Annotated in this window: 23 protein-coding genes; 15 read left to right on the forward strand and 8 right to left on the reverse strand. The window is 53.5% G+C overall.

The window, feature by feature from the left end:
* The first annotated feature begins 2 nt into the window (after positions 1 to 2).
* From SK3146_RS12530 to avd, 14 genes are all read left to right on the forward strand, one after another.
* Positions 3 to 449, forward strand: a complete 447-nt coding sequence (locus tag SK3146_RS12530) for a hypothetical protein (protein ID WP_018749855.1) — start codon at positions 3 to 5, stop codon at positions 447 to 449.
* 69 nt (positions 450 to 518) lie between these two features.
* Positions 519 to 1,016, forward strand: a complete 498-nt coding sequence (locus tag SK3146_RS12535) for a phage tail assembly chaperone (RefSeq protein ID WP_018749856.1) — start codon at positions 519 to 521, stop codon at positions 1,014 to 1,016.
* A gap of 191 nt (positions 1,017 to 1,207) precedes the next feature.
* Entirely contained in the window at positions 1,208 to 4,423 is a 3,216-nt protein-coding gene (locus tag SK3146_RS12540) for a hypothetical protein (protein WP_249865361.1), read from the forward strand.
* A gap of 11 nt (positions 4,424 to 4,434) precedes the next feature.
* Positions 4,435 to 5,079 carry a LysM peptidoglycan-binding domain-containing protein gene (locus tag SK3146_RS12545; RefSeq protein WP_249865362.1) on the forward strand — a complete coding sequence of 215 codons (645 nt, stop codon included), beginning with the start codon at positions 4,435 to 4,437 and terminating at the stop codon, positions 5,077 to 5,079.
* A gap of 10 nt (positions 5,080 to 5,089) precedes the next feature.
* Positions 5,090 to 6,082 carry an XkdQ/YqbQ family protein gene (locus SK3146_RS12550; protein WP_018749859.1) on the forward strand — a complete coding sequence of 331 codons (993 nt, stop codon included), beginning with the start codon at positions 5,090 to 5,092 and terminating at the stop codon, positions 6,080 to 6,082.
* Positions 6,079 to 6,504 carry a peptide methionine sulfoxide reductase gene (locus SK3146_RS12555; protein WP_249865363.1) on the forward strand — a complete coding sequence of 142 codons (426 nt, stop codon included), beginning with the start codon at positions 6,079 to 6,081 and terminating at the stop codon, positions 6,502 to 6,504. The genes SK3146_RS12550 and SK3146_RS12555 overlap by 4 nt, the downstream gene beginning before the upstream one ends.
* Positions 6,497 to 6,940, forward strand: a complete 444-nt coding sequence (locus SK3146_RS12560; protein WP_249865364.1) for a DUF2634 domain-containing protein — start codon at positions 6,497 to 6,499, stop codon at positions 6,938 to 6,940. Before SK3146_RS12555 ends, SK3146_RS12560 begins: the two co-directional genes overlap by 8 nt.
* Positions 6,933 to 8,048 carry a baseplate J/gp47 family protein gene (locus SK3146_RS12565; protein ID WP_111155667.1) on the forward strand — a complete coding sequence of 372 codons (1,116 nt, stop codon included), beginning with the start codon at positions 6,933 to 6,935 and terminating at the stop codon, positions 8,046 to 8,048. The genes SK3146_RS12560 and SK3146_RS12565 overlap by 8 nt, the downstream gene beginning before the upstream one ends.
* On the forward strand, positions 8,045 to 8,935 hold the full coding sequence (locus SK3146_RS12570; RefSeq protein WP_249865365.1) for a putative phage tail protein: 891 nt from the start codon (positions 8,045 to 8,047) through the stop codon (positions 8,933 to 8,935). The genes SK3146_RS12565 and SK3146_RS12570 overlap by 4 nt, the downstream gene beginning before the upstream one ends.
* Positions 8,936 to 9,229, forward strand: coding sequence for a hemolysin (locus SK3146_RS12575; RefSeq protein WP_111155669.1), 294 nt, complete (start codon positions 8,936 to 8,938; stop codon positions 9,227 to 9,229).
* Between the two features lie 3 nt (positions 9,230 to 9,232).
* Positions 9,233 to 9,730 (forward strand): signal transduction protein, encoded by a 498-nt coding sequence (locus tag SK3146_RS12580; protein WP_249865366.1) that lies wholly within the window; start codon positions 9,233 to 9,235, stop codon positions 9,728 to 9,730.
* A 13-nt stretch (positions 9,731 to 9,743) separates the two neighbouring features.
* The gene (locus tag SK3146_RS12585; RefSeq protein WP_249865367.1) at positions 9,744 to 10,148 is read left to right on the forward strand and encodes an AAA family ATPase; all 405 of its coding nucleotides are present in this window, start codon (positions 9,744 to 9,746) and stop codon (positions 10,146 to 10,148) included.
* Between the two features lie 11 nt (positions 10,149 to 10,159).
* Complete coding sequence (locus SK3146_RS12590; protein ID WP_349655204.1) at positions 10,160 to 11,116, forward strand: SUMF1/EgtB/PvdO family nonheme iron enzyme; 957 nt, start codon at positions 10,160 to 10,162, stop codon at positions 11,114 to 11,116.
* 71 nt (positions 11,117 to 11,187) lie between these two features.
* Entirely contained in the window at positions 11,188 to 11,523 is a 336-nt protein-coding gene (avd, locus tag SK3146_RS12595; RefSeq protein ID WP_018749868.1) for a diversity-generating retroelement protein Avd, read from the forward strand.
* Positions 11,524 to 11,970: 447 nt separating this feature from the next.
* On the opposite strand, the gene SK3146_RS12600 is transcribed toward avd, so the two are convergent.
* Complete coding sequence (locus SK3146_RS12600; protein ID WP_249860219.1) at positions 11,971 to 13,215, reverse strand: IS110 family RNA-guided transposase; 1,245 nt, start codon at positions 13,213 to 13,215, stop codon at positions 11,971 to 11,973.
* Between the two features lie 404 nt (positions 13,216 to 13,619).
* Between SK3146_RS12600 and SK3146_RS12605 the strand changes: the two genes are divergently transcribed.
* Positions 13,620 to 14,732 (forward strand): reverse transcriptase/maturase family protein, encoded by a 1,113-nt coding sequence (locus tag SK3146_RS12605; protein WP_249865369.1) that lies wholly within the window; start codon positions 13,620 to 13,622, stop codon positions 14,730 to 14,732.
* Here SK3146_RS12605 and SK3146_RS12610 read toward each other — a convergent pair.
* The 7 genes from SK3146_RS12610 to SK3146_RS12640 all read right to left on the reverse strand — a co-directional run bounded on the left by SK3146_RS12610 (position 14,628) and on the right by SK3146_RS12640 (position 23,196).
* Positions 14,628 to 15,779 carry a Gfo/Idh/MocA family protein gene (locus SK3146_RS12610; RefSeq protein ID WP_249865370.1) on the reverse strand — a complete coding sequence of 384 codons (1,152 nt, stop codon included), beginning with the start codon at positions 15,777 to 15,779 and terminating at the stop codon, positions 14,628 to 14,630. The two genes, SK3146_RS12605 and SK3146_RS12610, sit on opposite strands and share 105 nt — an antisense overlap.
* Positions 15,780 to 15,829: 50 nt before the next feature.
* The gene (locus tag SK3146_RS12615; RefSeq protein ID WP_249865371.1) at positions 15,830 to 16,945 is read right to left on the reverse strand and encodes a Gfo/Idh/MocA family protein; all 1,116 of its coding nucleotides are present in this window, start codon (positions 16,943 to 16,945) and stop codon (positions 15,830 to 15,832) included.
* 8 nt (positions 16,946 to 16,953) lie between these two features.
* Positions 16,954 to 18,732: a sensor histidine kinase gene (locus tag SK3146_RS12620; protein WP_249865372.1), complete on the reverse strand. Its 1,779-nt coding sequence runs from the start codon at positions 18,730 to 18,732 to the stop codon at positions 16,954 to 16,956.
* A 126-nt stretch (positions 18,733 to 18,858) separates the two neighbouring features.
* Positions 18,859 to 19,725 (reverse strand): sugar phosphate isomerase/epimerase family protein, encoded by an 867-nt coding sequence (locus SK3146_RS12625; RefSeq protein ID WP_249865373.1) that lies wholly within the window; start codon positions 19,723 to 19,725, stop codon positions 18,859 to 18,861.
* A gap of 23 nt (positions 19,726 to 19,748) precedes the next feature.
* Entirely contained in the window at positions 19,749 to 21,278 is a 1,530-nt protein-coding gene (locus tag SK3146_RS12630; protein ID WP_249865374.1) for an ABC transporter substrate-binding protein, read from the reverse strand.
* 48 nt (positions 21,279 to 21,326) lie between these two features.
* A complete protein-coding gene (locus SK3146_RS12635) occupies positions 21,327 to 22,214 on the reverse strand; it encodes a carbohydrate ABC transporter permease (RefSeq protein ID WP_249865375.1) in 888 nt (295 codons plus the stop codon).
* 19 nt (positions 22,215 to 22,233) lie between these two features.
* Positions 22,234 to 23,196 carry an ABC transporter permease gene (locus SK3146_RS12640; RefSeq protein WP_249866278.1) on the reverse strand — a complete coding sequence of 321 codons (963 nt, stop codon included), beginning with the start codon at positions 23,194 to 23,196 and terminating at the stop codon, positions 22,234 to 22,236.
* Positions 23,197 to 23,289 lie beyond the last annotated feature (93 nt).

Genomic DNA, 23,289 nt, shown 5'->3' on the forward strand with positions numbered 1-23,289 from the left:
CAATGGCACAAGATGCAAGGTATATTTTTCGGGATTGCGTCCCGGACGGTTCCATCGACGTGGCAAACATCCAGGTTGGAGAGATTGTTCAACGCGCTTGGTCCTTCCGGGTGAACAGCCCGCCGGACATTCAGCAAATGCTGGATTACGGCGTTCTGGATTTCCGCAACATTTCGCGCGGATACTCCGGCGAGCTGTACGACGGAGACGGCACGTTCTTGGCGGAAGTCAATACGTGGCAAGCGCAGATCAGCGTGACCAACTCGGACTATCAGCCCGCCGGGCAGAAACATACCTGGGGGATCATGCAAAGCTACAGCATGACGCTGACGTTCACGGAAACCGTTATTCGCGACGGCATCCTGCTGAAAAAGCTGGTGGACAGCTTGCGCTCCCAAGCGCCGGACGCGGTATTCAACTTCACCGGCATTCTGCGCGCAAGTCGATAATTCATTGTTGCGCCCTGGGCCAGCCTGGGGCGCTTCCATCAAATCAAACCATTTAGGAGGGCTTACGCCATGAGTGAAGTTAAAGGAAAAGAACCGATTGCAAAGGAAGAATTGCTCGACAACGAAACCGACATCCTGCGCGGGCTGTTGGAAGCGGCGACGGATACCCAGCAAGAGCGCAAGGTTATTGAAATCGCTCGCAAAGGTAAAGTGTTCTTCCGCTTCTCGATCCGTCCGCTGTCGGAAGAGGAATACAACGCTTGCCGCGACAAGGCAACGAAGTACAAGAAGAACCGCCGCCTGGGCGGCATCAAGATGCCCGAGGACACAGACGCCGCTCGTTACCGTTCCTTCCTGATCTACGAAGCCACCGTTCCCGAAGATCAGAAAAAGGTCTGGAACAACAAAGCGGCCTGGGATCAGCTCAATGTGCTTAGTGGTGTGCAGCTTATCGATAAAGTCTTGCTGCCGGGCGAAAAGGAAGCGGTCATCGAACAGATCGACAGGCTTTCCGGTTACGACCTGGACGATGAAGGCGAAGAGGCCGAAGACGTCATAAAAAACTAATTCAAGCGGGAGGGCAAGCGACCCTCCTGCATCATATCTTCCAGCGCCAGGGGAAACTCCCGAGTGAAATACTAAAGCTGCCCGAAGGTGAGCGGCTTTTTTGTCTTGTCTCCACGAAGGTGGCGCTGGAAGCCGAGGCCGAAGAACGCCGCGCACTCTTAGCAAAGCAAGGCAAAAAGGGGTGATCGCTGGTGGCAGAAGAAGTATATCGCATTGAAATACCGGTCACGGTCGAAGATCAAAGCGAACCAGCCTTATCGAATGTGGAAAAGAAAGTCAGTCGGTTTGATCAAACGGCAGACCGCATTCAAAAAAGGTTGGACAAAATGAACCGCACTCGCTGGCAACTCGCGGTTCACGTGCTGGATCGGGCATCCATTGTCATTCAACGCATTGGGGCAACAGCCCGCCGTATCGCTAGTGGAAGCTACCGCTTAACGGTTCGCGTCCTCGACTTAGCGACATCCCCGTTCAGAGCTATCTTGCGCGGAATGAATTCAGCGCTCGGCATACTCGGAATCGGGGCCGGAACGGCGGGAACAATTGTGCTGCCGATTAAAATGGTTATCCAGCAGCAATCAATCGAAACAGCCTTTGAAGTCTTACTCGGAAGCGCGGATGCGGCGAAGCAGCGCGTTGCCGAATTGATCGATTTTGCCGGACAAACACCATTCGCACGGGATGAAATTTTTGAAGCAAGCCGCATCTTAGAGGTTTTCACCAAAGGAGTGCTATCCCAGGGAGATGGGCTTCGCATGGTCGGGGATATTGCGTCAGCTACCCAAAACGATCTTGCTAACACCGCTTTATGGATGGGCCGTTTATACGACAGTATGAAGGCCGGAAGGAAGGTCGGTGAAGAAACGTCCCGCCTGCAAGAAATGGGCGCGATTGATGGTGATGCCAGAAACCGGCTTGAAGCATTGGCCGAAGCCCCGATGGAAATCAACAAGAAATGGGCGCTTGCGGTCAAAGAGTTCCAACGCTATGACGGCATGATGCTGAAGATGTCCGACAATCTCGCCAACCTACTGCTCGGGGTCAAATCATTTTTCAATAATACCTTTGTCAAGCGCTGGGGCCAAGGCTTGGCGGATGGGATCACGCCGCTTCTGCAAGCCTTCCGACAATGGCGCAGGGAAAACCCGAAACTGATTGCCGCAATGGGTGATCAGGCGGAGCGAATGGCAGCTCGCTTCTCACGCTTCTTCGTGGACCGCATTCAAAACATTTCGCGAAGGCTGCGGGAGCTATTCAATGACAAGCAATTTCAGAACGCTGACCTATTCGGCAAGGTAAAAATCGCCTGGAACAAGATCATCAGCGAACCCTTTGCGAGTTGGTGGGCCGGTGGCGGAAAGGGACAAATAGACGCCATCGCCTCGAACATCGGCGGCGCTCTCGGAGCTGGTCTGAATAGTGTGCTGCTTGGCCTATTTGGTATGGGGAGCGAAACGGAAGCCAAGGTAAGCGAATCACCATTCATTGAAGCAGGCGCTTCAGCAGGCCGTTCCTTTCTGACGGCATTCCTGGAAGCTTTCGACGCCAAGCAAATTGCGGAAAAAGCAAAAGAGGCGTTCCTGAATTTGCAACCGACTTGGCTAGGTGGCGAAACAAGCAGCGGCGTGGGCCAGATGTTAGCCCTGGCGATGGATGCTTGGCTGATCGGTAAAGCGGTGAAAATTCTGAAAGGGCCACTCAAGGCGGGGCAAACAGTCAGAAGATGGTTAAGGGGTGGTTCTACCGCCGAAGCAGCCACAACAGCAGCCACAACAGCAGCCACGACCGCCGCAACGACCCGAACGACCGCGACAGCAGCCGAGACGGCCACGCGAACGCCTTGGTATAAACGCTGGTTTTCCAAGAGTGCTACAACAGCCGCCGAGGCGACGCCTAGCGCTCCGTGGCATCAACGCTGGTTCGGAGGCTCCAAGACTCCTGCTACACCGCCCCCGGCGGCAGCGGGACCGGCGGCAAGAATCCCACAGAACTATCGCCCGGCGGGAACAAAATTTTGGGATAACATCCCGCTGGATCGTACCTACAGCCGCGACGAGATCGTCCGCATGTCCAACGCCGGACAGCTCGGACGCTTCAATGAGCTAGAGAAGGCTTTCGCTTCCGCACCGGCTCCGAAAACAAGCTGGTGGCAAAAGCTGCTTCCAAAAGGCGGAGGCGGTCGAGGTCTTGGCTTCCTGTCGCGAACTGTCGGCAAGGTGGCGATCCCGCTGTCTGTCGGTTTGGATGTGGCGAACATCGCGTCCGCTGAAGCTGGGACCGAACGAAACCGCGCTATCGGCGGAACGGTTGGGGGCTGGGGCGGCTTCGCTGCCGGAGCTGCTGGCGGTGCCGCTATCGGTTCTGTCGTTCCGGGGCTTGGGACCGCTGTCGGCGGACTGATCGGCGGCATCCTCGGAAGCCTGGGCGGCGGTGCGATTGGCGACTGGATCGGCAGCAAAGGCGAAGATATATCCCGCTGGTTCAAATCGACCTTATGGCCGTCGCTGAAAGACGGCGCGAATGCGACGTGGACGTGGATTTCCGATACCGGCCCGCAAGCTATCGCCAAGGGCGTGGGCTTCGCTGTCGGGTATATCGGTGACACCCTGTTCAACGGCGACTGGTGGGGCGAAAAGTGGGCTGCTGTCGAAGCCTGGTCGAATGCCTCCTGGGAACGGTCGAAAGAAACATGGAACAACGCCGTCGCGGCCATTGAATCCACCATCTTCAACGGCGAATGGTGGGCCGAGAAGTGGCAAGGCGTTCAGGATTGGGCCGCAGACTCCTGGGAAGGCGCGAAAGACATCTGGAACAACACACGTGAAGCCATTGGCAGTACGCTGTTTAATGGCGAGTGGTGGCAAGGTAAATGGTCGGCGGTCGAAGGCTGGGCCTCTAACGCCTGGGAGAATATCAAAGGCAAGTGGGGCAACTTCTGGGGCAAAGTGAGCAGCGCCTTCAGTGAGGGCAAGGAAGCCGGTCAGCAGGCGGCAGCCGGTGCGAAGGCTTACGCTCGCGGCGGTTTCGTGACGACGCCGCATATCGGGCTGGTCGGCGAAGCTGGCCCCGAAGCGATCATCCCGCTATCGGCTGGCAAGCGCGACCGAGGGCTGGACCTTTGGGAACGCGCTGGTCGTATGCTGGGCGTTCGTCCCTACGCCTTCGGCGGTATTGTCGGCGCTATATCCGCACCGGAAGCGCCAATGTTTGCGCCAATCGCTCCAATGGCTCCGGCTGGCGGAGGGTTGACCATCAACGTGGGCGGCATTCAGTTCTCTATCAACGTGGAGGGCGGCGACGGCCAATGTGTGATCGATGCGATCCGGGAGCATAGCGACGAGATTGCTGACGAGATCGCGGGAAAAATCGCCGACCGGCTCGACGAATCAACGAATAACAGTGTGTAGGTGGTGGACGCATGGATTTTTATTTGACAGACACCGCAACCGGGAAACGGCTGCATTTTCCCATGAACCCGGAACGCATAACCGCCGTCACCTCCGCCCGCATTCAAACATTCGAGGCTATCGAGCTGGGCGAATACGCGTTGCCGCGTGGGTCGATGCTGGTGCGCATGACTTTCGATGGTCTGCTGCCTGGCGAGACGCGCAAGCACACCTCGCTGGTGAAGTCCTGGCGTGATCCGCGTCAAATTGCTGGCGATCTATCGGCATGGCGCAACGCCGGGACGAAGCTGCGGCTGCTGGTGACAGAAACGCCGTTCAATCATGATGTGTTCATTCAGGCATTTGAACACACCTGGGCAGGCGGCCACGGGGATATGCGCTATTCGCTTGAGCTGGTGCAGGCAAGGGACATCTTGATTCACCCTGAAGGGCAAGTCAAGTCCAAGGCCGAAGTGAAGGTTCTCTCGGCTTCTCGTTCCCTGCCCGCCCAGGCCAAGACCCATACCGTCGTTCGTGGTGACACGCTGTGGGGAATCGCTAAGAAACATCTCCACAACGGGGCGCGGTACATGGAAATTTACAATCTGAACAAGGCGCTGATCGGGCCTGATCCGAACAAGATCAAGCCCGGCCAAGTGTTGCGCCTGCCTGGTTAGGTGGTGCCGCATGATCGATATTACGAAAGTCAAGTACGACGTGGCCGTTCTCCTGCCTCAAGGAGAGCGGCTATCTTTAACAAACGTCGCCAGGGGCTTGAGCTGGTCGGAGCAATCCGGCGAGCTGGCAGCAAGTATTCAGTTTCAAATTCTAAACCAACGCCTTGGCGACGGGTGGCTGCACCAAAAGCTTCCCCTCGGAGCCAGGACGCTGCTTCGAGCCGATTGGGGCGACGGTTGGCAAGAGATACATCAAGGGATCATCTTCGATTGGGAATACGAAAACGATTCGGTCGGCATTCTCGACGTCAAGGCATACGACATCCTGATCTATCTCCTACGCAGCAAGGATGACCGGTATTACCCGTCCGGGACGAAGGCCCGCGTCATTATCGAGGACATCGCAAAGGCGTGGAGCATCCCCATCGGCCAGAACGATTTGCCGGATATGTCGCTGTCCAAACAAATTTTTCGAGGGGACACCCTCGGGGCGATGCTGGATAAGGTGCTGGATCAAGTTCACAAGCGCGGCGGCGGCAAGTACGTCATTCGCGCGAGCGGCGGCAAGATCAACATTTTGCGCCAGGGCCAGAACAAGACGGTGTATCGGTTCGTGGGGGATGTGGTACGCCGGATGACGGACCAGCAGGACATCGAAGATTTAGTAACGCGTGTCAAAATAATTGGCAAAGAAGACAAGGCCGGACGCGCTCCGGTCGTCGCCACGCTCGACGGCAGGACGGAATTCGGTATCCTGCAAGACGTAATTTATCGCGAACAATACGACACTGTAGCGGCAGCCAAAGCAGCCGCCCAAGAAGTGCTGAAAGAGCGCGGCGCTCCGCGTAAACGACGGACGCTGACCGCTCCCGACCTTCCATTCCTGCGCCGAGGGGATAAAATCTTCGCCTCGGTCGGGACTATCGAAGGTTATTTTGCTGTTGTGGGCGTCCAGCACGATGCGGATAACCGCAGCATGACGATGGAGGTGGAAGCAATATGAATGGAAAAGGAGTGAACCGGCTGGGGCAATCCATTGATAGGCGGACCGATAAACGGACCGCCTCCCCGCCGTCGATGGATTTAGGCACCATCACGGACGACGGCCTGAAGCTGGATCAGTTTGGGCCGGTCATCCCGCGCAGCGGATACCTGGTTGCGGAATGGATGGTGGACGCGCATATCCCGCCCGAATCGCGCATCTATCGAACGGCATCCCCTGTCGGATCGGCGGGTGAAGACGTTCCGAGTACAACCTATTCGCCGGTGGCGCGGCTGGACTTCGCTGGCGGCAAAGATGGCGGTCACATTCCATCTGTGGAACTGCGCTTCGCCCCCTCGCTTCGTACCGGCGACCGCGTCCTGGTGCTATGGGTGCGCGACGATCCGGTCGTGGTCAGCAAGGTGGTGCAAGCGGATGCCTAATCTATTCCCGACATTCGATGCCCCTACGCTGGCGGAAGACAGCGCCGAAAGACAGGTTCAATACCCGCAAAGCTGGCTCTATGATTTTGAGAATGGCCGCGTGGTGATTGACGGATCGGGCCGCGCTGTGATGGCCGACGGGCTGACGGCCTGGGCGCAATGGTGCATCAAAGCCGCCTCCACGTTGCGCTTTGCCAATCTCGCCTACGGGCCGGACTTCGGATGCGAACACGAAACGGCGAGACGGCAGCCGACACGTAAGGCAGCCGAATCGGAACTGGAACGAGCGATCACGGAAGCGCTGATCGTTGATCCGCGCACGGAAATGGTTCGCGACTTCACCTTCACCTGGTCGGGCGACGAGCTGCTGGTGTCATTTACGGCCATCCCTGTGATCGGCGATCCGAAACGATTGGAGGTGCGAATGAATGGCTGATTTACCTCCTTTCCTCGAAGACCAGCTCGAAGAAGTGATCCGGCAGCGGATGCTTGACCGGATGCCTGCCGACTTGGACAAAACGGAAGGCTCGATCCCCTGGGATGCGATTTCCCCGGTTTCTATCGAATTGGTGCTTGCGTCGGAGTGGGCCAAGGAAGTGCTGCGCCGGGCGTTCGTACAGACGACGTTCGGTGACTATCTGACTTACAAAGCCGACGAGAACGGCGTGAGAAGGCGGCCAGCGGAATACGCCCGCACGGCTGGGGATGACGTTTTGTTCGTCGGTGATCCTGGTTCGCCTGTTCCCGCCGGTTATCTGGTGACGACCGAAAGCACCGAAGCCACGCCCGCCAAAATCTACGAGACGCTGGCGGCTGTGACGACCGGTCAAAACGGCGAAGCACGGGTTGCTGTCCGGGCGGTTGAGGCTGGCCGGATCGGGAACGCCCCTATCGGCGCAATCCGCCACCTGACCGAATCGTTACCCGGCATCAAGTCAGTGACAAATCTCGCGCCGGTCGAAGGCGGCGTCGATGAAGAAGACGACGAGACGCTACGCGAACGGGTCCTGGAAGAGAACCGCCGCGAAGAAGGCGACGGGAATATCTCGGACTATGTGGCATGGGCCAAGCAAATCCCAGGCGTCGGAAACGTCCTGGTCGAACCGCTTTGGCAAGGCGAAGGAACGGTCCGCGTCATTATCTTGGATTTGGATGGGCGGCCAGCTCCGCAGCCAACCATCGACGCGGTTCAGGAACACCTCGACCCCGGTAGTCGCGGCATCGGTGAAGGGCTTGCCCCTACCGGATCAAGGGTGACAGTCCACACGGCCACGACAACCTATATCAGCGCTACGATCCCCGGCCTGGTGCCGGAGCCTGGCTATACAGTGGAGCAAGCCCGCCTCAATGCGGAAACGGCGCTTAACGCCTATCTGTTCCACGTCAATCCGGGCGGCGTGATCAAAATACAAGAGGCAGCGGCCAGCGTGATCAACGCCCCTGGCGTCGATAACATGGGCGACATCTTGCTGGAAGGCTCCAGGCAGGACATTTACCTGGAAGTCAATGAACTGGCCCAGCTCGGGAGCGTGGACTATCCATGACGGCCAAGGACCGCATGCTTTCTTATTTGCAGCCAGGGCAATATGACCGGGATCGGGTCATGCAGGCTGTGTACGAAACGCAAGGCGCGGAAATCGATGCACTGAACTTTACACTGGACGAGATTCTGGAGCAATACTTCATCGAGCGGGCAACCTGGGGACTTCGCTTATACGAAGAACAATACGGGCTGCCGGTGAATGAAGACCTTGACCCGGAGCTGCGCCGCAGGCTGATCATGGCAAGGAAGCGGCGCGGCAGGAACAGCCTGCTTCGCATCCTCCAAGCGGTCGAGCCTTCGCTATCTTTGGCCTGGGGGCGGCTAGTTATCCCCTTCACGCTCGTCTCGGAGGCGGATGATTACAATTTCGGCCCGCTGGTCACTTTGCTGGAACGGCACAAACCAGCGCATCTTGGATACTCCTTCCGCGTTGCTCCTGCGCAGCCGGATTCGGGTTATACGATTTACGCCAATCACTTCCGGCGTAATCGGATTAAGATGGAGCTGCTGACCGGGACGGCTCGGGCCGGACGCTGGCCGTCGTGGTCAACTTTAGGCTTCGTCCACCAGGAAGGGGTTGCGATCCGCAGCCAGTTGAACCAAGGTGATGGACTATACATTCCTGCGGGGACGTTGTATAGCGGTCCGACGCAGGGACGCGAGAACATCGGCGTTTCGCAGGAGGCGTTGGCCGCGATTGCCTCCGATCCGATCATCGGCATTGCGGAATATTCCCAAGCCGGTGATTTCAAGGCTGGGGAGCGACCAAGCGTTACAAGTAACGGCCAGCGCCGGAATGTTGACATTTATTCTGATCACAGCGTCGCAACGGGCTACAGCTCCCCCTTCCCTTGCGGCGTCTATCATTGCGGGGAGGAGGTGGCCTAGATGCTGAACCCGATCATTCTGCAAGAATTCGCCGACCATCTGGACAAGCGGATCGTCTCGGCGGACGTGCAGATCGACGGGGTGACATACCCCGCTCAAATTCGCCGCTCGTTCTTGGAAGGCGCGACGGTGCGCAAGCATATCTACCTGACGAAAGGCCCTTACGGCACCGTCACCCGCGCCCGGCTTTTGGGGGCCTCGGGCGAAATGATTGCCCAGCGCACCGATCCCCAGCAGCATAGCGCTGACAAGGGGTTGTTATTGGAATTCAAGTTTGCAATTCAGGAGGTGTAACGCATGCCATTGCGTGATGAAGCATATGAACCGCTCGAATGGGAAGACAGGGTCATCGATCAGCAAACGGGCGACGTCCTCGTTCCCGGAACGCCGGTGAACGAAGTCAATCTCAATCGAATGGAAAGCGGCATTCTGACCTCTCACCTGGATGTCGGACTGGCCGCATTGGCGGCTTTGCAGCTCGCCGCCGCGACGCAACAAGAAATGGAGAAGCTGAAAAATCAACGCATTCTCCAGGGTGAAGCCACCATTACGGCGAACCAGTCGAACGGCTATTTCCGAGACTTTGAACCCTTCATCGAAATTAGCCCGCCGGGGTTGCCGCAGATCAACACGCCGAACTACGATGTGATCCTTACCCCGACTGTCTCCGATGACTTGGGACGGGTCGGCGACCTGGTCGTTTATGACAAGACCCAAAACGGTTTCAAGGTCAAAATGACCGGCTCGGCTATGGTTGTTGTATTCATCTGGACTTTGATCAATCCAAGAGTATAGGAGGAATGAACGAATGATCATTTCCGAAGTTTCCCAAGGGAAGAAAGCCCCTTACAGTGTCATGGGAACGGTGCTGACGGTAGGGACGGTTACGATTGACCTTCAGGAGCGCCAGCAATCGATTCAAAACGTCATTAATATCTGTCTGGACAACCAACTTCAGACGATGGGCGTCGGCCTGGGAGCCTGGTATGTGGCGACCGTCATTATTCCGCCGCGCCAGCGTCAGTTGATCCCGACGGGCGAGCTGGACGAGGAAGAAAATGAGGTCATGACCGAAATTGAACTGCCGCTGGATATGAACCGGGTCGAATTGCGATTGTGGGGCTTGCCTGAAGAGTACGACCCGGAGAATGCCGAAGAGGAAGACGCCGACGAACAGACTGAAAACGAAACTGATGACGAGGTGAGCAAATAATGCCTTTTATCTTGAGTGTTAAAGATGCCTACCGCCAGGCGGTCGAAGCGGCTACGGGCGGCAAGAATACCGTCATGTACGATGACAAAGGAAACCCCTCGATCATGGTCATGGTGCCGAGGTTCAACATTTCGGATGTAATCCAAGGGGGCGCAAACACACCGCATCCGGCCTTCATCGTGAACGGCGTGGTCAAGTCGGAAATCTGGATCAGCAAGTACCAGAATATCCTTCATGACAACCGGGCTTATTCCATCCCAGGGCAGGACCCAAGGGCATCGATTCAATACGATACTGCGAAATCGGCTTGCGAAGCAAAGGGTCCCGGATGGCACTTGATGACGAATACGGAATGGGCTGCCATCGCGCTGTGGTGCAAGGCTAACGGCTTCCAGCCGCGCGGCAACAACAACTACGGTGCAGACACTTCTGCCTCGTATGAACGTGGCAAAGAAACCCACAAGGCTGACGCAACGAGAACGGGCCGCGTCGCTACCGGATCAGGACCCGCCTCCTGGGCGCACGATAACACACCGGCAGGGATTTACGACCTGAACGGCAACGTATGGGAATGGGTGCAAGGATTGAAAATCATTGACGGCATCGCCTACGTGATGACGGACAATAACTTCACAGATGCAGAATCGGCATGGGTGAATACGGGTGTGAATATCACTACCGGCATGAGCAGTGGTAACCGTATTCTGACGATGCGTGAAGGCGCGATCCCTAACACGCCGAGCATGGATTGGTCAACGCTTGCGGTTCCGGCCACTTCCAGCAGTTCCGGCTCTGCGGACTATGGAACGGATGCGTATTGGTTTAATGCCGAAGGCGAACGACTCCCGTTTCGCGGCGGCGGTTGGGACGATGGCGCTAGTGCGGGCGTCTTTGCGCTCATCCTGAGCAACCCTCGGTCGGACGTGAACACGACCGTTGGGTTCCGCTCCGCTTTTGTTTCGTTGTAATCTGGAATCTGTGATCTGATTATCTGTCCGGGCCTGCGATAGCAGGCCCCTTATATAGAAGGGTGTGTAAAATGGAAGAGCTGAAAATCCTTCAGAAGTGTTATGACATGGTCCAATACGGATACATTTGCCTGCGGCAATATCCGAAGTCGGAAAAGCATACATTGGCCGCCGAAACGAAGCAATGCATGCTGGGTCTGATCCGTCTCATGATCACCGCCAACCGAAGGTATTACAAGAAGACGACCATTCAGGATTTGGATGTCGAGCTGGATACGCTGCGATACTACACGCGGCTGGCGAAGGACCTGGGTTTCCTTCCGTTGAAGAAATACGAAAACTGGGCAAAGATGCTTAGTGAAATAGGCCGCATGATTGGCGGCTGGCAGCGAAGCATCAAGCAATGACTTTCTGGGGGACGGGTCGTAAACTACCGATTCGCGGCGGCAATTGGAACAATGGCGCTAATGCGGGCGTCTTTGCGCTCAACCTGAACAACCCTCGGTCGAACGTGAACACGAACATTGGGTTCCGCTCCGCTCTTCCCGAAAGTCAGAAGTTGCTCCCCAAGTGGGATCATCCAGTACACGGGGGAAAAGGGACCCGTCTCCCTGCCGAAAGGCAAAATACATGAAACATCGAGAAGTCAAGCGGTATGCCTGACACGCTCGATACTCCCTGATAAGTCCAGCGGTATGATGTCAAGTCCCCGAATCGGTGGAATTGGAAATTTTCTTGGCTGTAACAGCTGGGAGTGCCGAAAAAAGGACAGCTCAAACTAAACCCAGCGAAAAATCGAGATAATATCCAGATTTTAACTGGGAATTATGCCAGGGACTTTAGCAAAGGAGGCGTTAATCCTTCGCAGGCGTCACCTTCTTCCGTGGCGTATAGAGTTGGCCGTTGCGTAGCAGCACATCGACCAGACGCACAAGCTTTCTTGCGGTTAAGACGAGGGCGCGTTTATGTTGGTGCTTGGGCACTTCCTTGTATTTCTTCCGGTAGTACTCGCCGAATTCTTCATCGCGGTTCTTTACCGAGTTGGCAGCTTCAACGAGGTAATAGCGAAGGAATCGGTTGCCGGATTTAATCCGTTTGGTGTCTTCGGCTTCAAAGGCGCCAGACTGGCTCTTGCGCCAGGTGAGGCCAGCATACTTGGCGACAGCGGCTTGGTCGCTAAAGCGCTCGATGTCACCGATCTCGGCAAGGATGCCAGCGGCATAGACGCGATCAATGCCGGGAACAGAACGCAGGCACAGGGAGCCAGGGATCGTCTCGAGAATTTGCTCAATCGCCTTGTCCAAATCCTTGAGCTGAGCCTGGATGCTCCGGATTGCTTGAATGGATGTACCCAGCACAAGATCAATGGAATCCTCGACGACTTTGGACAGCCGGTAAGAGGCTCTGGCCGCTTTCTGAATGCAGCGCGCGACGTTCTCGGGATCCGGGAAGCGATTGCGCCCCTTGTCCCGCAAGTAGTCGGCCAGATCGCCGACATCCATCGTCGCGATGTCGTCCAGACTGTACTTTTCGGAGAGCATCTCAAGGATGGCATGGCCGAACACCGAGCTCTCGACTTCGGTCGTGAAGGCATTGCACTTGTAGAACAGGTTTTGCAAGAAGTACTGTTTCTCGCGCGTCAGGTTATGGATCAAGTGAAACCGCATGCGCGTTAAACGCTGGAGCGCAACATACTGCTCCTGCATGACAATGGTGGTTGTCAGCCGCCCGAAGCGCAGACGGTCCGCAATCACCCAGGCATCAAGCCGGTCGGTTTTATTCAGGTCGGGATAGGTTTCTCGGAACTTGCTGACCAACTTTGGATTCATGGTAAAGACCTTGGTATGGCGCTCCTGGAGTGTAGGGTCACTATGCAGGTACATGGCGGGATGCCAGCTGTAGACCGAGGTCGATTCAAGCCCAATGTGAATCTCGGAGACCGCGTGCTTGTCCGCTAAGGCAACGATGCGATCTCGCAGATGAGCAGCCCCCTCCAGATTGTTTTTCACTGTGAGGGTCTCGAGCTTATCCCCGTCTGTGTTCATGAAACACGTTTCCAGTTCTTTCGAACTGACGTCAATACCGACAAAAAGCGTCAAATGGAATTTCCTCCTTTCGATGAGGGATGCAGGGAATAGACTCTCCGGGATGCCTCCGGCGCACGCGCAGATCAATCACCCTCGCCTATAAGAACACGCTTCGGTCCATGAGCTGCCCTGGCTTGCTAGGCCAGGCATGGGGTGCCGAAGGGAACGGCCAGCGGGTCAGAAGCTCAGACACGTACCGGAGAAACAGACTTAGAAATGTAGACGTGCTACAGGAGGAGAAAGAATTTCCCCGATAGATCCCTATGATCTATTGTCCAGAGGCATGCGGGAAAGTCCAGTCCCTTTTGCAATTTTCAAGGTGCGATTTACTGGAAATCGAAAAGTTTGCGGCCAGTTCCCATGGGAACTGGAAATCGGCTTAAAACTTGGTTCTAGAAATACTATACGAGGAGGAAATGGAATTGAAGACGTACACCGATTTGTTCAAGGAAATTGTTTCATTTGAAAATCTGGAAGCCGCTTATCGAAGTGCGTCGAAGCTGAAGCGTTATAGAACTGACGTATTGAAATTCACTCGGAACCTGGAAGAAAATTTGATCAACATTCAGAACGAGCTTATTCATAAGACCTATGAGGTTGGGCGGTATCGCGAATTCTATGTTTACGAACCGAAGAAGCGGCTGATCATGGCCCTTCCGTTCAAGGATCGCGTCGTCCAATGGGCCATATATCGCGTCATCGAGCCGCTGCTGGATCGACAGTTCATATTCGATTCATACGCCTGTCGCCAAGGCAAGGGCGTTCAGAAGGCAGCGGACAGGATGCAATATTGGATACGCCGCTTATGGCGGCAGCATGGGAACGCGTATTACCTTAAACTGGACATATCGAAATACTTCTATAGAGTGGATCATGATGTGCTGCTGTCCATTCTGGAGAGAAAGTTTGCTGATCCCGATTTGATGTGGCTGCTTGAGAAAATCGTGCGGTCCGAACATACGGAATTTGGCATCCCGCTCGGGGATCATGGATTCGATCAAGGAAGGATCGAGGGCATAGGAATGCCCATTGGGAACCTCTCCAGCCAGTTGTTCGCTAATCTATATTTGAACGAGCTGGATCAATTCGCGAAGCACCAGCTCCGCCTAAAGTGTTATATTAGGTACATGGACGACATCGTCGCGTTGCACCCAAGCAAAGAGCTGCTGCATCAGGCGCGGCGCGAAATCGAAAGATTTCTCGAAGACAAGCTCCGGCTGACGCTCAACAACAAGACGGCCATCCGGCCAATACATACAGGCGTGGAGTTTTGCGGGTTTCGCATTTGGGGGACGCATCGGAAGATCAGGAAGGGAACGGTGCGGAAGATCAAAGGCGGGTTGCGGTTTCTGCAAAGGGCATATGCGAGGGGTGACAAGTCGCTGGATGAAGTGAATTCGGCGATCCAATCATACATCGGATACCTAAAGCATGCCGACACGTTCAACCTCCGAAAACGGATTTTTCATCGTGCCGTATTCACTAAGGGGAACCCCGAAAACCCCTCGCATTTTTGCCAAAAATCTTGAGAAGTTTTGCCAAAAATTTTGCGCGGCTACAGCCGTATGAATACCGTGCATTGCTTCCATAACCTGATACCCGATATTTCCGTTTGTCCTATGGAGCTCTCCTCTACGAATCGCATAAGCCATATCCAGAACGCCGATACCTCGCGAATTTTCCGTATAGCCGTGCGTTAACGGAATCTCCCTCCATTCGCTATCTTTCCCGGCCAGTCGGAGCAATACCGGCCCGCCGAATGTATTCGGATCGGGCACCGACAGCGTACCCTTGCTGCCGTAGATTTCAATGCGAGGCAAGCTCGTCCCTCCTCTGATATCGAAGCTCGTGATCAGCGTGCCTACAGCACCGCTGGCAAAATCAAGCACACCGGCAATATGTGTCGGCGTCTTTACCGGAATTCGCTGTCCGTACCTCGGTTCACTTGTGATGGTCCGCTCCGCGAAGGAGACGGCAGCCGAACCCGTTACACGGGTTATCGGGCCAAGCAGCGTAATGAAGGCGCTTAAGTAATACGGCCCCATGTCGAACATCGGACCGCCGCCGATATCATACAGAAAATCCGGATTCGGATGCCAGCGTTCCGGACCTGGCGACATCATGAAAGCCGCCGCGGCAACCGGTATGCCGATCCACCCGTCATCGATGAGCTTGCGGCATGTCTGAATGCCGCCGCCCAGCACCGTATCCGGCGCCACGCCGACGCGAAGGCCCTTGCGTTCGGCGAGCTCCAGTATTTCGGCCGCGTCCTCCAGCCGGACGGTCAGCGGCTTCTCCGTGTACACATGCTTGCCTGCCTCAAGCGCCGCGATACATATCTCCTTATGAGCTGCCGGGATCGTCAGGTTAATGACAATTTCAATATCCGGATCTGCGAGCAGCTCGTCCACCGAGCATGCTTTGGGCACGCCGAATTCTTCCGCTCTAGTCTTCGCCCGGTCCAGATCGAGATCCGCAACGGCGATGATTTCAAGCAGCTCAAATGACCTGCAATTGCTCAAGTATATGTCGCTTATGACGCCGCAGCCTACAATGCCTGCCTTTACTTTATCCACCCGCTTTTCCCCCTTAAATGACATCCTGTGAGTTATGAACGGACTGCATGTTATAAATGGGCTGCAGCATGAGTAAGGTCAACGGCCTTTCCCGTTTCTGCGGACGTATAGACCGCTTCCAAAATCTGTGTAACGACATAAGCTTGCTCCGCCGTAACCAATGGCTCCGTATCCTGAAGAATACATTCCAGCCACTGCTTCGCTTCCAGCACCCCGGGAGATTCTGCCTTGCCGCTGAAGTAGGCGATGCCCGATCCCGTATTCGGCTTGATCTCTACGAGCTTCCCGTATTGGGCCGTGTTGAAGACTAGCTCCGGTTTGCCCGTATTGCCCGCCTTGATCTCGGCTCCGCCCTTCACTCCGAATAACGACGTCTTGGCTTCTTTAACATCCGTCGTATTAAGCGCCCAGGAACACTCCAGGAAAATCGTTGCTCCGTCCTCCATCTTTATAAAAGCAAAAGCGGAGTCCTCCACATCAAAGGTTTTGGGGTCCCAAGGTCCGAACAAATTGCCATCCACTTGGTCCTTCATTTTATAGTAAACCGATCCCATCACAGATTGCGGTTTGTAGTTGTTCATGCACCATAGCGTCAGATCCAGCGCATGCGTTCCGATATCTATCAATGCGCCGCCGCCCTGCAACCGTTTATCCGTGAATACACCCCAGGTGGGAACGGCCTTCCGGCGGACGGCATGCGCCTTGGCCATGTAGATTTCCCCGAGATCCCCCTTGGAACAAGCGCTGTACAGCACGCGGGACTCTTCATTGAACCGGTTCTGGTAACCGATAGTCAGCTTCCTCCCGCTTTTTTTTGCCGCCTTGAGCATCGAGCGGGCTTCCTCTGAGTTAATGGCCATCGGTTTTTCGCACATTACATGCTTTCCCATCTCCAATGCTTCTATCGTGATAGGGGCATGATGAACATTCGGCGTTAACACATGCACGACATCGATGGACTCATCGGCGAGCAGTTCTTTGTAATCGGCATACACCTTGGCCCCGGCCGTCCCGAATTCGGCGGCGGCCTGAACCGCCCGTTCCTCCACAATGTCGCAGAAAGCGACCATGACGCCCAGATGAGACAGCTCGGCTAGCGATGGCATATGCTTCTGATTTGCAATCGCACCGCAGCCGATAATTCCGATGTTAAGAATATCCTTCATATTAATAATCACTCCAATAATGGTTTGGTCTTATCGAACGATTGCTGTTCTTTATTCATGATAGGTAAAGTAATATCTACCGTTGCCCCTCCATCCTTCCCGTTGGAAAAAACGATGACAGCCCGGCTGGAATAAAGCAGTTCAAGCCGTCGTCTGACGTTCCAAATCCCGATGTTCTCGCCCTTCTCATTGATCAAGTCTTGGTCCGATTGAAGCTGCGACAGAACAGCGGGAGGAAACCCTTTGCCCGTATCCTCAATACGAATAAACAGCCGTTCGGGCTCCTTCGCGGCGTTGGCAGTCACTGTCACCCGAATATGAATCGGTTCATCCATTGTGACCGCATGCTTAATCGTGTTCTCGACAAATGTTTGCATGATGAGGGGAGGTACCGGAACGAGATCCGTCGCCGGCTCCGCCGCTACTTCATACGTAAGATGGCCTGGAAATCTCATTTTCTGAATAGTAAGATAATTGCAAGTGTGACGAATCTCGTCACTTAAAGGAACAAAGCTGAGATTGCTGCGGAACATATAACGGAAATATTCAACCAAGCTTAGCGACATTTCCTTAATCAGTTCATACTTACGGGCCTGGGCCAGATGGTATATGATGTTCAGCGAATTGAGAAAAAAATGCGGATTGATCTGTAACTGCAAATGCTTAAGCTCCGCTCTTTGATGATTTAACTGCTCTTCGTAGACGCTGATCTTTAACGTTTGAATCTGCGAGACCATTTCATTGAAGGTCGCATTCATCACCTCGAACTCCCCGGATGCGGGATAATGCGGAATTTGCGCATCCCAATGGCCTTCCTTAATTCTCCTCATAGCCGTAAGCATGCGATATATCGGACGCAAAATATGTTTTCTCACTAAAAAGAGCAGCAGCAATAGTATAAAGACAAACCCGATCGGGACAAGCAGAACGATCCGTTGAAAGATAGGCAGCTTTTCCATGATCGCTTTCTCTGGAATCAATGTGACCAGTCTGAACTCGCCCTTCGCGGAAGGCTCCCCTACTTCCAAATAGGCTTCCTTGTTACCTGTAATACTGAACGGAGCTTCATCCTGTGCAAACTTGATGCCCTTGTCCCGGACGAAGTCATTATGATCCATGGGCTCTTGTTCACTGGTAACCAGGACAGCGAGTCCTGTGTCTCCGAAATCGATCAGATTCAGCGGGATCATCAATCGCTTGGCATTCACCCATGCTCCCGCATATACATTGCCGACTTTAACTGCATGCAGCAAAAAATAGCCGTTCTGCACCCGCTGCACACACCAGGACTGGATGCAGCGCGTATCCGCTTTATCTCGATGCTTCAGCAGGCCGGTGAGCAGTATTCGTGCCTGATCCCGTTGTTCGAAGGTCTGATCATTTTTCGGTCCTACGAAGAAATCGTCATTGTTGTCCGAGTAAACAAAAAACATGTCCGCCGTTTTGTAATAATTGATATCTGCCGAGATTTTATTGGACAAACGAATCTTCGCTTCCTGGTAGCGCAATGAATAATAGGAATCCGGCTGGTCCAAAATAACGAAGTCCGTTTCCTGCGCGGCCATCTGGTATAAGTATTCATCCGCTTCCTCCAGGCTGCGGTCAATTTGTCCCATATAAAGGCTTACGAGATTTTGAGTGGATTGAGCCACCTGCTCGCGGACTACATTGCCGGCGTACACGCTGTTGTATACCATCAGCGCCATCAGCGGCGTACATACGGCGACAAAAGCAAGCCCGATGCGGAATCTCAGTGTTTTGAACAATTCTTTATTCGCAAACCTCATGTGGTCGACCTCCATGATACGTTCGTCATGATGACCAAATTATATACCATGGGGAGGGTAACCGGAATGCTCCGATTACCTCTTATCCAATCAACGGCAAAGGTTGTCTTACCGCTTCACATCCGTTTATGCCCGGACGTCTCCCAACGTTTGCAGCAATGATTCCAGATTACGGTAGCTGAGCGCAACACCTTCCAACTCATCGCCGGAAGTAACATCCTGCTCCACAAACACGTACTCGGCATGTCCCAGCTTGGCGGCCTCTTGCAAAATCGACTTGATGTCCAAAACGCCTTCTCCGATCTGCGTGAAGTCTGTGGCGAGTTGCGTCTTGTACAGTTCGTCAATCGTGATAAGGCTATCCGCGCCGAAGACATCGAACCAGTTCACAATCTGCACCGCAGCGGGCAAATCCTTCTGATGAAGCATACGGCATCGGTCTCCCAGCTTGTGGAGCCAGCTCACGGGATCAACCCCGCCTCTTACCGCCCAATAAGAGTCCAGCTCGAATTTGACCAGCTCCGCATCTGTATGCTCCAGCATCAGATCCATGACGGTCTGCCCTTCAAACACCTGAAATTCTTGAAAATGATTATGATAATATAGTTGCATACCATGCTTGTGTAACAGCTCTCCATACCGATTGAACGAGCGGCAAAAATCGAGCACATCTTCTTTATTGGAGAAAAATGCGATGGAGCAGCCGATATCTTTGTTGCCTATTTCCTGGTTCGCGGCAATGATGCCTTCCCACTCCGTCTGGCTGTCTACCCGGGTATGGCAACCTACCGCCTTCATCCCGAGACGATCCAACTGATTTCGCAGCTGTGCCGGCGTGATATCTCCTCCGAAGCTTAGCCCTTCGTCCGTCTTGCGGATGACGAGCTCCAAATTCCTGTATCCGATCGCGGCAAGCCGCTCCAATGTACCGACATAGTCTTCTTTTAATGCATTTTTCACGGAAAATAATTGCAAGCCAATAGAAATGCTCATTGAAATTGCCTCCTATTTAACACTTATTTGGTTTTGGTCCATTCATCGATCTGCTTCTGCTTCTCGGCAATGATCTTGTCGATACCGGCCGACTTCAGCTTCCCAATGAAATCAGGAAGCGCCGCTTTGGGATCGAGCGTTCCAGTTTCAAGTCCGGCCCGGTACTGATTCATTACATTCGTTACGGCCGCAACCTCCGTTTTGACCGGGGACGAATCGAAGGTGAAGCCAAGCACAGGCGATTTCAAAGCTTCTTTATTGAATTGATCGGTTTGCTTATATATATCTTCAGGATCTCCATTGAAGACGTAAGACTTGAACTGATCCCCGAACAGCCAGCCCTGGTTCAATCCGTAAGGTACGCTCTTGGCATCCACGCCTTGCGGGTAATCAATGACATTGTCCGATTTCTTGACGTAATCTCTTCCTTCGATGCCCCAAGAAAGCAGGTTGATCAAATCTTTATCGGAATACATCAGATTAAGCAGCATCATCGTTCTTGCCGGATCTTGCGAGCTGTTGGCGATAGACCACATGAAACGAGTAATATGGCTTGTATTGGAGACCGGTTTCGATATTTTATATTCCACCATCTCGTAACCCGTCGTCCGCGCCGTCTGCGTGACATTTCCCGGTTTGGAAGTGATGAAGTAGGAAAATGCGCGTCCCGCTTTCACCAAGTCGCTGCCATTATCTTTGGACGTAGCCGCATCCTTCAAGATATAGCCTTTGTCATACCATGCTCTCGCCGTGTTGAGGTAATCGGCATATTGGGGCGTTTCGAACAGGTTCAGAACCTTCAAATCTTTATTCGCATAATCGATGACACCGATCCTGTCACCAAGTATGTCAAAGTCCGAGTTGACGAATTGATCGGCCGGCGTAGTGCTGCTCGTATACAGGACAAGCGGGGTAATGCCCGGCTCTTTGTCTTTGATCGTCTGGAACACACTGTCGAGATCTTTATATGATGTCAGCTTGCTCAGGTCGATTTTATATTTGTCGATCAAATCTTTTCTCATCAGCAGCGAGCGGTCCGCCGCCAAATCTCTGTTGCTCGTAATCCCATACAGCTTACCGTTGACTTTGGCCGCCTGGATGAAGGCAGGGTCCAGCGTCTTCGTAATGTCCCCTCCGTACTTGGCAAGCAAGTCGTCCAAAGCAAGCAACCGTCCCTGAGCTACTTGCGTGCTGTAGGTTCCCCCTACGCCGCTGACCAGCAGGTCGAGTTTCTCGTTGGAAGCTCCCATCAGATTGAGCTGCTGCGCATAGGACCCGAAGCTGATCGGTACGAATTTAACCGTAGCGTTAAGCTTTTTCTTAGTAATCTCGTTGACCGCTTTTTCCACCTCGGTAATGCCCTGCGTCTGGGATGTCGTCGTAAAAAACGCCATTTTGATCTCATAAGGCTTCAATTTCCCTGCATTGCCGGAGTCCGCATTCGAAACCGCGTTATCCGGAGCTTTGCTGCCTGGGGAACATCCCGCGAGGATGAGGGTAAGCGAGAAGACGGCGGCGGCTGTCGTGCGCAAACGTTTTGCTTTTGTAAACATACTACTCCTCCTATCATGTATGACTAACCGGCGATGACCGGGTATTGCCTAACCTTTTACCGCGCCTACCGTAAGTCCCTTGACAAAAAACTTTTGGAAGAACGGATACGTTATCAATATGGGAATTACGCCGATGACCGCCATCGCCATACGGACTCCTTCCTTCGGCAGCGAAGCCAGCGCTTCCGCCTGGTTCCCTCCCATATCGGAGGTGCTTAAGAATTGAATGTCGAGCAAAATTTTATTCAGCATGTATTGCAGCCCGAACAGCTTGCTGTCGGTAATAAAAATCAGACTGTTGAACCAGTCATTCCAGTAATTAATGATTTGAAACAAACCGATGGTCGCCAATATCGGCAAAGATAGCGGCAGTACGATCTTGTAAAAGATTTTGAATTCGCCTGCACCGTCGATATAGGCGGACTCGATGATCGGTACCGGAATCGAGGTCATGAAGAACGTTCTGGCCAGAAGAACATAAAATCCGTTTAATAACAGGTACGGTATAATAAGCGCAAGAAAAGAATTCTTCAAATCGAAGATTTGGGTATAGACGTAATAAGTCGGCACTAGCCCGCCGTTAAACAGCATCGTGAAAAAGACGAAAAACGCGAGAAATTTGCGGAACGGCAAGTCTTTTCTGGACAACGGATAAGCGAGCAGCGAGATGATGCACAAGCTGACCAAGGTTCCTATCACCGTAACCAGGATGGAGATACTATAGGCGCGAACGATGGCGGAAGCGTCGCGAAACAAATACCCGTAAGCCGCGAAGCTGATTTTATCCGGAAATAACGAATACCCGCTCTGAATGATCTCATTTTCATCCGTAATGGAAGATGTGAACAACAGCAAGAAGGGAAGCAGGCACAGCACCGAAACGACGATAAACACAAGATGCAGAATCCACTGGGATTGTTTCTGTTGCGGTTTCATCCAAATTCCTTCCTTTCCTTTAGAATAACGCGTTTTCGCTGTTAATTTTACGGACGATATAGTTGGATACGATAACGAAGATGAATCCGACCAATGATTGATATACGCCTGCCGCCGAAGACATCCCGATATCCCCGAGGGTCAACAACGCGCGGTACACATAGGTATCGATCACGTTCGTAACGGGGCTGAGGGCTCCCGCATCGAGCGGTACTTGATAGAACAAGCCGAAGTCGGAATAAAAAATACGGCCGATCGCAAACAGCGTCATGATCGTAATTACCGGCGTAATAAGCGGAATTGTAATGCTGCGGATTTGCTGCCACCGGGAGGCTCCGTCAATGGTCGCCGCTTCGTAATATTCCTGATCGATACCTACAATAGCAGCCAAAAAAATGATACATAAATGACCCGCGCCTTTCCATACGCTGACCATCGTCAAAATATACGGCCAATATTTAGTCTCGCTGTACCAATTGATCTCATGCATACCTAATAACGGTAAAATTTTATTATTCAACATCCCCGAATCACCGCTCAGCAGCGCGAAGACCAAATAACCGATGATCACCGTCGAAATAAGGTACGGAAGCAGCACGGCGCTTTGATAAAACCGGGACAGCCAGCGGTTCTTCAGCTCGTTCAGCAAAATAGCCAAGGCAATAGCTGCGATTAAATTCAATACGATGAAAGCGACATTATACAAAATCGTGTTTCGGGTTATGATGTAAGCATCCGTTGTCTTGAACAGAAACTCGAAGTTTTGGAGCCCCACCCAATCGCTGTTGAAAAAACCTTTGGCATAATTGATATCCTTAAAAGCGATTACAACTCCAAGCATCGGTAAGTAATTGTTAATTAGAAGATAGAGTATGCCCGGTACTGTCATCAGAAGCAGCACACCGTAACGCCTTGTCTTTTTCCACTTCTTGGTCCGAACCTTCGGCAATCCGGCTTCACGTACAACCGCAGCCTGTCCCATCATCTGTTCACCTCTCCCCTTCTCTAGTTGGCACTGGTAACACTTAGAATTATAAGCGAATGGCGCCGTTCTCCCCTACCCGGAATCCGACTT

This window comes from Paenibacillus konkukensis, from assembly GCF_023523925.1.
Classification (GTDB): domain Bacteria; phylum Bacillota; class Bacilli; order Paenibacillales; family NBRC-103111; genus Paenibacillus_S; species Paenibacillus_S doosanensis.

Coding starts and splice junctions, on each gene's coding strand:
- SK3146_RS12530 (WP_018749855.1), top strand. CDS start 3: ATGGCACAAGATGCAAGGTATATTTTTCGGGATTGCGTCCCGGACGGT.
- SK3146_RS12535 (WP_018749856.1), top strand. CDS start 519: ATGAGTGAAGTTAAAGGAAAAGAACCGATTGCAAAGGAAGAATTGCTC.
- SK3146_RS12545 (WP_249865362.1), top strand. CDS start 4,435: ATGGATTTTTATTTGACAGACACCGCAACCGGGAAACGGCTGCATTTT.
- SK3146_RS12550 (WP_018749859.1), top strand. CDS start 5,090: ATGATCGATATTACGAAAGTCAAGTACGACGTGGCCGTTCTCCTGCCT.
- SK3146_RS12555 (WP_249865363.1), top strand. CDS start 6,079: ATGAATGGAAAAGGAGTGAACCGGCTGGGGCAATCCATTGATAGGCGG.
- SK3146_RS12560 (WP_249865364.1), top strand. CDS start 6,497: ATGCCTAATCTATTCCCGACATTCGATGCCCCTACGCTGGCGGAAGAC.
- SK3146_RS12565 (WP_111155667.1), top strand. CDS start 6,933: ATGGCTGATTTACCTCCTTTCCTCGAAGACCAGCTCGAAGAAGTGATC.
- SK3146_RS12570 (WP_249865365.1), top strand. CDS start 8,045: ATGACGGCCAAGGACCGCATGCTTTCTTATTTGCAGCCAGGGCAATAT.
- SK3146_RS12575 (WP_111155669.1), top strand. CDS start 8,936: ATGCTGAACCCGATCATTCTGCAAGAATTCGCCGACCATCTGGACAAG.
- SK3146_RS12580 (WP_249865366.1), top strand. CDS start 9,233: ATGCCATTGCGTGATGAAGCATATGAACCGCTCGAATGGGAAGACAGG.
- SK3146_RS12585 (WP_249865367.1), top strand. CDS start 9,744: ATGATCATTTCCGAAGTTTCCCAAGGGAAGAAAGCCCCTTACAGTGTC.
- avd (WP_018749868.1), top strand. CDS start 11,188: ATGGAAGAGCTGAAAATCCTTCAGAAGTGTTATGACATGGTCCAATAC.
- SK3146_RS12605 (WP_249865369.1), top strand. CDS start 13,620: ATGGAATTGAAGACGTACACCGATTTGTTCAAGGAAATTGTTTCATTT.
- SK3146_RS12615 (WP_249865371.1), bottom strand. CDS start 16,945: ATGAAGGATATTCTTAACATCGGAATTATCGGCTGCGGTGCGATTGCA.
- SK3146_RS12620 (WP_249865372.1), bottom strand. CDS start 18,732: ATGAGGTTTGCGAATAAAGAATTGTTCAAAACACTGAGATTCCGCATC.
- SK3146_RS12625 (WP_249865373.1), bottom strand. CDS start 19,725: ATGAGCATTTCTATTGGCTTGCAATTATTTTCCGTGAAAAATGCATTA.
- SK3146_RS12630 (WP_249865374.1), bottom strand. CDS start 21,278: ATGTTTACAAAAGCAAAACGTTTGCGCACGACAGCCGCCGCCGTCTTC.
- SK3146_RS12635 (WP_249865375.1), bottom strand. CDS start 22,214: ATGAAACCGCAACAGAAACAATCCCAGTGGATTCTGCATCTTGTGTTT.
- SK3146_RS12640 (WP_249866278.1), bottom strand. CDS start 23,196: ATGGGACAGGCTGCGGTTGTACGTGAAGCCGGATTGCCGAAGGTTCGG.